Below are 9900 nucleotides of genomic sequence, written 5' to 3' on the forward strand. Positions count from 1 at the left end.
GACGCGGTCGGCGCTCCGGTCCCGCCGCGCTCGACGGGGAGCGTGCCCGTCGTGACGTCCGACGCCGAGTGCTCGTGCTCCCTGCGGGCGTAGGTGTCGTGCCAGTCGGTGCCGACGCGCTCCCACTCGCCGTTGACCCACAGCCATTCGGCGTAGTAGTTGTCATCGTCGGGACTCAGGTCCCCTGCGTTCGGGGCCAGGTATATGACGCCCGGCTCCCCGACTACGCTCGGCTTGCGCGTCCCGCTCGGGTCGCCGCTCACCTGGTCATGCGTGAGCACCCTCACCGTCATGCCTTGGGCCGCGCGGTTGTTGGCCTCCTGCTGGCGGTTGTTCTCCGCCTGCTGCGAGTTGTTCGTCTCCTGCTGCGACCTGGCAGTGGAGGCCGCGCCCCTGGCGTCGTTTGCCGCGGACCTCGCGTTGTCCACCGCGGCGCTCGTCCGCTGCTCCGCGCTGTCGGCTACGCTTGCAAACGCCCTTTCGCGGGCCTGCTCCGCCCGGACCCTCGCACTCTCTGCGTCGGCTCGCGCGGACTCGGCCCTGACGCGTGCGGCCTCGTTGTCCTCCGCCACGCGCTGGACGGCATGCACCAGCTCAGGCTCGGCGTTGGCGATGATGGTCGCCATGTCCTCGACGGTCGCGACGCGCTTGACCTCGCCCGGCGCGAAGCACATGTAGGCCGCGCGGCCACCGGTGGCGTCCGGCGCGTCCTCCTCGACAATCGCCCACTCTCCGGGCAGGAGCCGGGACGGGTCGAACTGCGTGTACGGGCCGCGCCGCATCTGTATTGCCATCGGCTACTCCTCGAACATGAAGTCGATTGCCAGCAACTCCTCGCCGCTCAGCTTGCCTATCGCCTCGTCGAACTTGACCTTGTAGAAAGAGGGTTCGTGCTCGGCGTCCGCCCAGTCGGCTATCTCGTCGAGGAACTCGCCGAACTCCGGGGAGTCGCGCCTGACCGTGACGGAGCCTGTCTCGCCGCCGTCATCGTCGGTGTCCGGCGTGCCGTACTTGCGAATCAGCTCCTCCTTGCGCTCTTCGAACTCGCGCGTCAGGTCGGAGATGATGCGGTAGTTGCGGGCCGCGGCGTAGCCGATTATGTCGGTGCGCTTGAGGTGCGGGACGATGGCCTCTGCCATGCCCTCAAGCTGCGCGTTCGTGTACTTCATCTGTCCCCTCCAAGCGCCCTCAGGATGGCGTCTAGCTTCCTGTCCATCTCGTCGAGCTTCGACGCGTCATCGGACTCGACCTTCCGCATCGGCTCGGGAGTCTCGATGTGCTGCGGCTGGATTCCGTCGCCGTCTTCCATTAGGTACGTCGCCATGTCTCGCCTCCTCATCGGGGCATGCTCGCGCCGACGAGCATGCCACGCTTGAATTCCAGATAGCAGTTGTTGTACCAGCGCGATGCCGTGCCGTCGCCGTTCATGCCGCCCACAACGACGAAGTTGTACCGCCCGGTTATCCCCCCGGACGCCCCAGACGTGTTGGGGTCCAGCCATGTCCTTCTCAGAACGTGGTCGTGTCCGTCTATGTTGCAACCGAGGCTTATGGTGTTCTTCGCGTTGCCGTCGAAGTCTCGCGCCCAGTACGTGAGCTTCATGGAGTAGGCGTCATCGTCTGGAAAACTCCGGTAGGCCCACGTCATATAGTCACCGTCGTACTCAAGGTCGAAGTTGAGTCCGAACCGCGACGGGTCGCCATGGTAGGAGTTGACTCCTATGATTCCGACGTCCTTGTTCTTGTCATCGTATGACTTGAGCGTTATCCCGCGCGAGTCATACGTGCTGACGTAGACTCCCTTGCCGTTCACGAGCCTCTTGAACGAGAGGGAAGCGGTGCTGAGCGTCATCAGGCTGTTGCTCAGCGACGAAAAGCCAATGTCGAATCCGCCAATCGTCCCTCTGATAGACATGATTTCCCCGCCAGGCGTGAGCTTGAAGTTCGGGCTGTCGATTGTGAGCCGCCTCGCGTATATGTCGCCGGTGTCGAGGTTGACGGTCATGTTGCCGCTCTTGCTGCTGAGCCTGCCGGTCTTGACGTAGTCGGCGTCTATGCCTATCGCGTACACGCGCCGGAGTATCGCGTCTCCGGTCGCGGTGAGGCCCGTCCGGTACGTGTGGCCACCATCCGTCGAGACGGCGATGGCCTCGGCGGTGGCCTTCCATACCACCTTCGACGCACCGAGCGTCGGCTTGTCGTGCAGGTAGCAGATGGTGGAGCCGTCCGACTGCGCCTCGTTGGTGGAGTACAGGCCGCTTGAGTTCTTGAGCGTGAGGTTGAGGTCGCGGACGGCAAGCTCGCGTGCGGACGCCTCCTCCTCGACCGCGTTGCGCGCGCGGACTATGGCGTCGGTTGTCGCCGAGTACGTCGATGCGCCGTTGCGCCCTGGCGACTTCGCGGAGCACCTGACCTCCATGCCGCCGCCCAGCCCGCCGGAGACCGACGTGACGTAGCTCGTGTACGTGTTGCCGTACGCGTCGGCGAGCGCCACGGCGTCCCCGGCCTCAAGCGACGGGTCGCACACGGCCGACGCCGAGAACGGGCGGAACCTCATCCCGACAACCCTGCCGCCGACGTGCTTCGCGACGCTTGCGGCGGTCCCGTACCGGACGAGCTTGTTGTCACCAAGGTCGAGCACGTACCCCGTAGTCCCGTAGAGCGAGCTGCCGCCCTTCGTCACGGTGCCGTCCTGGTTCTTCCGGTCGCACTCCTTGACCCTGAGGCCAGTTATCACGACGTCATCGGTGGCGACGGTCATGCTGGAGCACGCGAACAGGTGGCCGACGCCCCTGTCAGCCTGGAAGCTGCCGCCGTCGTAAGACCGCACACCAACGAGCGCGTAGGTGAAGTCGCCGCCGTCCGCAGACGCGCCGCTCTTGTACGGTGACGCCGAGTCGAACACGCCGCCGTCTAGCCACGACTCGCCCTCGAGCGCCTTGGTGTCGTACCACCTGACGCGGGCCGTCCCGTCGCTCGCCATGAGCACGAAGCAGCATGCCGTGGCAGCCGCCTTCGAGAGGAGGCTGAGGCAGGTCTCGTTCTCGACGCCCTCTGGCGTCGTGAACGAGACGGGGGCCGAGTACGCGTCGCCCTCAATCACCGACCTCACGCCGCCCGCTTCCGTGAGCAGCACGACGAGTTCCGCGAAGCGCATGCTGTGGTCGCTGAGGCTGTCCACGAGGCTCTTGGGGACGGGCCTCTCAAGCCTGCTCAGCCTGTCGAGGCAGTCGAGCTTGATGGTCCCGCCATACGAGTCTGGCTGGTCAACGAGGTAGTACCCGAGCCGTATCCACTCGACTCTTCCGCGTGGAAGCTCCTTGCCGACGAACGCCACCACCTCGGAGCCGGTGAAGTCGTATGTGTCGAAGCGCTGGTCGTGGTTGTTGAGCGTGAGTTCAAGCTTGCCGATGACTGCCGCGCCGACGTCGAACGACTGGTCGCTGCTCGTGGCCTGCTCCCAGCTCATGTCAACTATGTCATCGCCCGTGAGCTGCCTCACGGTGCCGTTGGCGAGCGCGAGGGTGGCCTTTGGCAGCAGCGTCGAGTTGCGGTACAGCTCGTTGGCGAACTCAGTTGAAATCGACCGCATGGCTACCTCTCGATTATGTCGAACTCAAGCGTCTCGTAGCGCGTGCCGCCGAGCGTCTGGAACCACCTGAGCGGGGCCGAGCGGTCGCCCACGTAGAACTGCCTGACCTGCCACGCGTCTGCCATCGCGTCGAAGTAGCGCACCCAGACGTACTCGGGGTTGAAGGCCCTGAGGATTCGCCCAACGGCCTCGTGCTCGGGGTTCGCCCATGCCAGCTTAATCTTGCGCTTCTGGGCGAGTCGCTGCTTGTACATGGTCGCAGAGGCGTCGCGCACGCGCCCGGCGTCCTCGGCGGACACGTCTTGCAGGCCCCACTCGAACTTGGAGGGGTCCGGCTCGATGGCCACGAGGTGCCCCGAGTCGGGGCCAACCGAAATCATCGCCACTGCCGAACCCCTCCCCTAGTCGAACCTGAGCATGCCGCGCCTCGCCAGGCTCTCCTGGCCCTTGATGGTCGCGCGGGCAAGCTCCTCGTTGCCGACGCGCAGCACGACCTGCGTGTCCCCGTGGTTGCCGGTGCCGCTGGCCCCGCTCGTGCCCATCACCACGCTGAGCATGCCGCGCTCGACCGCCTGCGCCAGCACGTCCGTCGCGGTGCCATCGTCCGTGTGCGCGAGCCGCCGCGCGTGCGGGACGTCCGCCTTCGGCCTGCGCTGCCCGACGGGGTTCCACGACCCGGTGGCTATGGATGCCCTCACCTGCGCCTCGACCTCACGGGCCTCGGCGGCGAGCTTGGGCGCGCCCACCGAGCGGATTCCGTCCCCGAAGGCCTTGGCGATGCCCTCCCCGGCCCTGCGGGCGTCCCCGACGGCCGCCGCCGACGCGAGCGCCAGCTTGGACGCGCTGGACATGACGTCAGGCCTCTCTGACTCGATTCCGAGCGCGTAGCCCTGGCCGAAGAACGCGCCGACCTTGCGCATGACGCGCGACGGCGACCGCNGCCGGAGTAGGCGTCAACGGCGTGGATGCCCATGGCGCGGAGCTTGTTGGTGAGTTCCTCCTCCTTGATGCTGTTGGCGACCTCGGGAGCGAGCGTGCTGCCAGCGTTCGAGAACGCCTCCTTGAGCCTCTCAAGCTCCTCGCCCGAGGGGTCGCTGAGCGCCTCCTCGACGGCCTGCTTCATCTTGCCGGGACCTGCCGACATGAGGCCTTGAATCATGGCGTCGTTCGCGCCACGGCCCGTGGCCTCCATGAGGCGCTGCATGTCCTCGGACCACTCGCGCTGCATCTCGGCGTTCTCGTTGAGGTTGTCCACCAGCTCGTCGAGGCTCATCGACGATGACTGGTCTATCTTGTCGAAGCTGTTGATGGTGCTGTCGGTGAAGCTGTCCTGCTTCTGCTTGAGGTCATCGAAGGACTGGCCGGTCTCCTGAAGGTGCCGCGCCCAATCGTCAATCTTGACGTTCGACGCCTCAAGCGCGTCCCTGAGGTTGTCGTGGCCCTTCTCGTAGGCCTTGATGGACTCGACGTTTCGCTGGACCTGCTGCTCCTCCTCGGAGAGGACCTGGTTGGCCTCCTTGGTGGTGTCGCTCACCTCACCGGTCTCGTCGTTCAGGCCCAGCAGGCCCATGACGAACTTGCCGACCTTGTCGATGAGCGGCCCGAGCACGGTCATGATGCCTTGCAGCGCGAGCATGAGAATCATGCCCGGGAAGGCGCTGGCCGCGGCGTCGAGCGCCAACTGCGCTGCGGTGGCGAGGTTGGTGGCGAGCGTCATAGCGCCCTTGGCCGCGGTGTCGAGGGCTATCGCCGTAGCCGCCTTCGCCTTGGTCAGCACCACCTTGCCCTCGGCAACCGCCGCGCGCTCCTCGGCAGTCGCGTAGGCGCTCGTAGCTATCTTCGCCTGCAAGAGCTTCGCCTTGTGCATCTCGATTCTCTGCGAGAGCTGGGCCTGCCGCACGGACAGCTTCTGCTGCATGAGGGCCAGGTGGTTTGTCTCGGAGCTGAGCACCCTGCCGGAGAGCGTGGCCTCCTTGTGCTTCTCGCTAAGCGCCGAGAGCTTCTGCGACTCGTCCTGCACGGCTGACTTCGCCTTCGCGAACGCGTCGCGCGTGCCGTCAAGGCCGGACTTGAGGCTGTCGTAGTGTCGCTTGGCGGCGACTGTGACGTCGTTCGCCTTTCGGGTCCCGTTCGAGAACTCATCGATGCTCTGCCGCGAGTACGCGGCCTTCATGGCGAGGTCGGCCACGGCGTCGCGCGCCGAGCCTGCCGACGTCTCGAACCGGTCGAGGGCCGCAGAGGCACCGGACGCCATGCCCAGCTCGTCGAGCGCGAACCCGAGGTTCGACAGGCTCACGCTCACGTTGTCTGCGGCCACTCCAAGCGGTCCAGAGAGCGTCCCCGCAAGCGTGTGCGTGGCGTCGTGCGCCGCAATCGCCTTTTCGACGATGACGGACGCCATGGCGTTGAAGACGGACGCTACGGCGTTGAGGCCCATGGCGATGCCGCCGCCTATGCCGAACACGGCAAGCGCCCCGCCGAGGAGCGTGGCCGCGCCGCGAGCCGCCGCAGAGTTGACGAGCATCTCGAGCAGGCCCTGGAGCGCCGAGTTGAGAGCCTTGAACGCGGCGGTGGCGACGGCGAAGGCCTGGTCGGCGATGGCTCGCGCCAGCGTGAGCACCAGGCCCGCGCCGACGCCCGCTGCCCTGCCGAGCGCCGTGAGCGCCTCGGTGTTGCGCATGANGCGTTCACGGTGGAGCTGATGGAGGACGGCTGTATCGACGAAAGCGCGTTCAGCGAGTTGGCAAGCTCGCGGACCTTGGAGGAGTCCACGTTGGACTGGTTGAGCGCCTGTGCGCCCTCGGCCACCTTCTTGAGCTGGTTGCCGATTGAGGACGAGATGCGCGTCTGCGCGAGGAACTGGGCCGCCTCGCCGAGCTGCCGGACGTTTCCAGCGCCCGTGGCGTTCGCGGCGGCGGACGAGATGGCACCGAGCTGCCTGCCGATGGTAGAGGAAATCTTGACGCCGTTGAGCGTCTGCGCGGCGTTTGCGATGCCCTTGATGGTGTTGACGGTGTCCTGGCCGACGTGGAGCGCCGAGAGGGACGAGGCAAGGCGGTCGAGGCCGGACGCCGCGCCCCCGACGCTGTCCTTGAGCTTGCCCACGTCAGAGGCAAGGCCGCTCAGCTCGCTGCGAGCCGACGCGGCCTTTGCCTCGATGCTGATTCGGAGTTCGTCAACGCTAGCGTCTGCGCCCATGTGCTCCCCATTCCTGGGGGGTTGCAGTCCCGTCACTCGGGCGAGTGAGCCAACATCCAGTCAATCATGCGCTGGTGGTCCGCCTGCTCGTTGGCGAGGGCCACCTCCTCGTCCGGCTCCTCCTGCCGTCCGAAGGGCGCGTCGAGCCAGTCCATCGGCTCGCTGCTCTTGGAGAGCGCGTTGAGCGTCGGTGCCGTCCTGAGGAGCGCCTGGTAGGCGTATGCCCCCGACTGCCAGCGACGCCAGTCCTCCGCCTCGTCCCGGAGCCTCTGCGCCTCGACGAACGCGCAGTAGAGCATCGGGTCTTCGTGCCAGTACTGCCCCGGCGTCATGCCGATGGCGATTGCCGTAGGAAACGCCCGCTGGAAGAGCCTGCCGTTAGGCATGTCACCAGCGGGCGTCCCATCGTCCTGTGCGGGTCCTACACGAGACGGAACTTCGCTCGGCCCGTCGTGGTAGGGTTTTCCATGATTGCCTTGGCGGGCCGCAGGTAGAGGGTCATGAGCGCCTTGAGCAGCTCGTCCTTGTCCTCGATGGCGCTGAACAGCTCCTCCGCCTCGTCGAACCTCATGCCAGGCTCGTCGAGCTGGAACGCGGGCAGGATGAACTTGGACACGAGGTCCTCAAGGCCCGTGAGCGAGCCGTCCAGGAAGTCGGCAATCATCGTCGGCTTGAAGCCGCCGCGCTCCATCTTGCGCACCGAGTCGCGCGTGAAGCGGGCGACGTGCTCCTTGCCGTCGCACTCGATGACCACGCGGTCGATGCCGTCTAGCTCGTCGATGGGCTTGTACTCGTCCTGAGTCTTCTTCTGTGCCATTGCAATCCCCCTTGGGTGCAGTCCCTGCCGCTACCGTTGCCTCTACGCCTGCGAGACCAGCTCGGGCTTGGTCTTGACCGAGTAGTTGAGCTTCATCTCGCGGGCCGCGTTCACACCGGCACCGGAGATGTAGGCGGTGAGACCGCCCTTCCAGGCGACGATTCCGTCGTGGCCGTCGGGCTGGCCGTCGGAGCCAGCGCCGAAGTACACGGCCCACCACTCGTCCCCGCCCTTGGCCTCGAGGGCCTTGGCCTTGGTGTAGTCGCCGAGGATGTAGTTGGCGGTGAACTCGAAGGAGTCGAGCTTCTGGACGCCGCTGACGAAGGAGGACGTGTCCTCTGAGAGGGTGGTCGTCTCGACCTTCTCGGGAGCGCCGCCGAAGTCGGGGTAGCTCTTAATGTCAACGACCTTCTCGACGTTCGCCAGGTCCGACTTCACGGGCTTGCTCCCGGCGACGGTGGTGAAGTGCATCAGGAAGGTGTTGATTGTGCTGGTGGCGCTCTTGCTTGCGTTAGGCATGTCCGTTTCCTCTCTACCAGGCCGCTACGTCGTGGTGACGCCCGAACGACGCCCGCCACACGCACCTGACCCTACGAATCTGCTCGTCCGCGTCGGGAACCGTGGCGTACTTGGAGCGCGAGAAGCCCATGGCCCCAAGAACCTCGTCCGCTGCGGCAATGATTGCCCTGGCCTCGCCAAGGCTCGTGCTCGAATACGCCTCGCACGTGAGGCGGCACCTGCTCCATGCCTCGCCCGCCGAGTCCCTGGTGCCGGGCGTCTCGGACGGCAGGTCGAACGTCATGAGCAGGGCAGGCAGGCGCGGCCGCGCCCTGAACTGGTTGACGCGGATTGTTATGTCTGGGAAATCCTTCGCGACGGCCTCGCTGACCGCCTCGAACACCTCCTGCGACAGGTCGTTCATGCACCAGCCCCCCTCAGGTAGTCGCTAACGTGCGTAAGGACGGCCTCGACGCCAGCCGCGCGGGCGGCCTCGGCACCGGCCGCCATGAAGCCGCTCCCCGGCTGTCCGTGGGTGAGCCTGAACCCGCCATCCTCGGTCGGGTAGACCCAGCCCTCCTCGCCGCGCCCGNTTGGCCGCCGCCGTGGCGACGGGCAGTATCGCCCGTATCATCGGGAGGAAGATGGAGCCGATGGACTTGGCCGCGTTGGCGACGTTCGACTTGAACACGCGCAGCGCGTTGGCTGGCGAGTCCAGCGTGCGCGCCATGTCGCCCTGCGCCCAGCTGACCTGGGAGAGCATGGCGTGATAGCGCAGCATCGCCTTCTCGGCCTGGGTCATCGACTCGACGTTCTCGTCGATGCCGAGGGCCATGGCCTCCTCCTTGAGCTTGGCCTCGGAGAGGTCGTAGCCAAGCTCGCGCAGGGGCCTAATCTGCCCGGCGAGTCCCGCCTGGACCTTCTCTGTGGCCTCCTCGGTGGAGAGGTTGTAGAACGACGCCAGGTCCTGCGAGAGCTGCGTTAGCTGCTGCGACATGACGTAGGCCTTGTCGCTCGCGATGCCCATGCCCTGCGCCATGGTGGCGAACGTGCCCTGGGCCTTGAGGAAGTCCTGCGGGGCGATGCCGAGCACCTCGTAGACCCGGTCGGCGTACTCGCGAGCCTGCGACGTGTACTGCCCGAGCGCGACGTTGACGAGGTTCATGTCCTCGATGTAGTTGTTCGCGCTGGTGATGAGTCCGGCCCAGGCCGCTCCCACCGCGCCCGCGACCATGGCGATGCGACGGACGTTCGAGATGAACGACGCCGTGTTGCGCACGCTGTCCACGAGCGACGCCGAATGCCGACGCGTCGCGCTCGAAAGCGAGTCCACCCCGCCGCTCGCAGNCGAGCGGGACGATGGCGACGTCGGTGAAGCCCTGGACCATGGAGCCGAGGGCGTTGATGCCAGCCGAGAGCGTGAGGCACGCCTGCGCCGTGAGGTCGAAGCCAACGGCCACGGTCTCGGGAATGTTGAGGGCCACCATCATGGGGCCGACAATCTCGACCACGTTGCGCGCGACGTTGGACACGAGGTTCAGGAAGCCCATGAGGGCGTTCTCGGCGGCACTCGCTATGTCGAGTCCGTAGAACTGGCCCTTTATCTTGTCGATGATGGCCTTGCAGGCGTCCACCAGCGGCAGGAACGCCTTGGCCGCGCGCTTGACGGCGTCCATGATGGCGTTGAAGAGGCCGTCGCCGAGGCCCTTGCCGCTGCCCAGGAAGTCGTAGGTCTGCACCGGGATGTTCCCGGCACCACCGCCGCCGCCACCGGCTCCGCCCGCGCCGCCGCGACC

The 9900-nt window shown here is 66.3% G+C and carries 10 protein-coding genes; all 10 read right to left on the minus strand.

The window, feature by feature from the left end:
• Window positions 1–794, minus strand: a 794-nt coding sequence (locus BQ7388_RS10235; RefSeq protein WP_200781487.1) for a hypothetical protein, incomplete at its 3' end; no start/stop codon positions are given.
• Window positions 795–797: 3 nt separating this feature from the next.
• The gene (locus tag BQ7388_RS10240) at window positions 798–1169 is read right to left on the minus strand and encodes a hypothetical protein (RefSeq protein WP_072500581.1); all 372 of its coding nucleotides are present in this window, start codon (window positions 1167–1169) and stop codon (window positions 798–800) included.
• On the minus strand, window positions 1166–1324 hold the full coding sequence (locus BQ7388_RS12460; protein WP_159430842.1) for a hypothetical protein: 159 nt from the start codon (window positions 1322–1324) through the stop codon (window positions 1166–1168). Before BQ7388_RS12460 ends, BQ7388_RS10240 begins: the two co-directional genes overlap by 4 nt.
• Window positions 1325–1335: 11 nt before the next feature.
• Entirely contained in the window at window positions 1336–3591 is a 2256-nt protein-coding gene (locus BQ7388_RS10245; RefSeq protein ID WP_072500582.1) for a hypothetical protein, read from the minus strand.
• A gap of 2 nt (window positions 3592–3593) precedes the next feature.
• On the minus strand, window positions 3594–3971 hold the full coding sequence (locus BQ7388_RS10250; protein ID WP_072500583.1) for a DUF6711 family protein: 378 nt from the start codon (window positions 3969–3971) through the stop codon (window positions 3594–3596).
• Window positions 3972–3992: 21 nt separating this feature from the next.
• Window positions 3993–4337: a hypothetical protein gene (locus BQ7388_RS12465; RefSeq protein ID WP_072500584.1), complete on the minus strand. Its 345-nt coding sequence runs from the start codon at window positions 4335–4337 to the stop codon at window positions 3993–3995.
• A gap of 2484 nt (window positions 4338–6821) precedes the next feature.
• Entirely contained in the window at window positions 6822–7175 is a 354-nt protein-coding gene (locus BQ7388_RS10270) for a hypothetical protein (RefSeq protein WP_072500587.1), read from the minus strand.
• 35 nt (window positions 7176–7210) lie between these two features.
• Window positions 7211–7606 (minus strand): DUF5055 domain-containing protein, encoded by a 396-nt coding sequence (locus BQ7388_RS10275; protein WP_072500588.1) that lies wholly within the window; start codon window positions 7604–7606, stop codon window positions 7211–7213.
• A gap of 42 nt (window positions 7607–7648) precedes the next feature.
• Window positions 7649–8125 (minus strand): phage tail protein, encoded by a 477-nt coding sequence (locus tag BQ7388_RS10280; protein ID WP_129583259.1) that lies wholly within the window; start codon window positions 8123–8125, stop codon window positions 7649–7651.
• 13 nt (window positions 8126–8138) lie between these two features.
• The gene (locus BQ7388_RS10285; protein WP_072500589.1) at window positions 8139–8528 is read right to left on the minus strand and encodes a hypothetical protein; all 390 of its coding nucleotides are present in this window, start codon (window positions 8526–8528) and stop codon (window positions 8139–8141) included.
• Window positions 8529–9900: the final 1372 nt, after the last annotated feature.

The organism is Olsenella phocaeensis, from assembly GCF_900120385.1.
GTDB classification, from domain to species: domain Bacteria; phylum Actinomycetota; class Coriobacteriia; order Coriobacteriales; family Atopobiaceae; genus Olsenella_I; species Olsenella_I phocaeensis.

What these genes read in the sequence shown, in the direction of transcription:
- BQ7388_RS10270 (WP_072500587.1), bottom strand. Translation starts at nt 7,175, where the DNA reads ATGCCTAACGGCAGGCTCTTCCAGCGGGCGTTTCCTACGGCAATCGCC.
- BQ7388_RS12460 (WP_159430842.1), bottom strand. Translation starts at nt 1,324, where the DNA reads ATGGCGACGTACCTAATGGAAGACGGCGACGGAATCCAGCCGCAGCAC.
- BQ7388_RS10250 (WP_072500583.1), bottom strand. Translation starts at nt 3,971, where the DNA reads ATGATTTCGGTTGGCCCCGACTCGGGGCACCTCGTGGCCATCGAGCCG.
- BQ7388_RS10275 (WP_072500588.1), bottom strand. Translation starts at nt 7,606, where the DNA reads ATGGCACAGAAGAAGACTCAGGACGAGTACAAGCCCATCGACGAGCTA.
- BQ7388_RS10240 (WP_072500581.1), bottom strand. Translation starts at nt 1,169, where the DNA reads ATGAAGTACACGAACGCGCAGCTTGAGGGCATGGCAGAGGCCATCGTC.
- BQ7388_RS10280 (WP_129583259.1), bottom strand. Translation starts at nt 8,125, where the DNA reads ATGCCTAACGCAAGCAAGAGCGCCACCAGCACAATCAACACCTTCCTG.
- BQ7388_RS10285 (WP_072500589.1), bottom strand. Translation starts at nt 8,528, where the DNA reads ATGAACGACCTGTCGCAGGAGGTGTTCGAGGCGGTCAGCGAGGCCGTC.
- BQ7388_RS10245 (WP_072500582.1), bottom strand. Translation starts at nt 3,591, where the DNA reads ATGCGGTCGATTTCAACTGAGTTCGCCAACGAGCTGTACCGCAACTCG.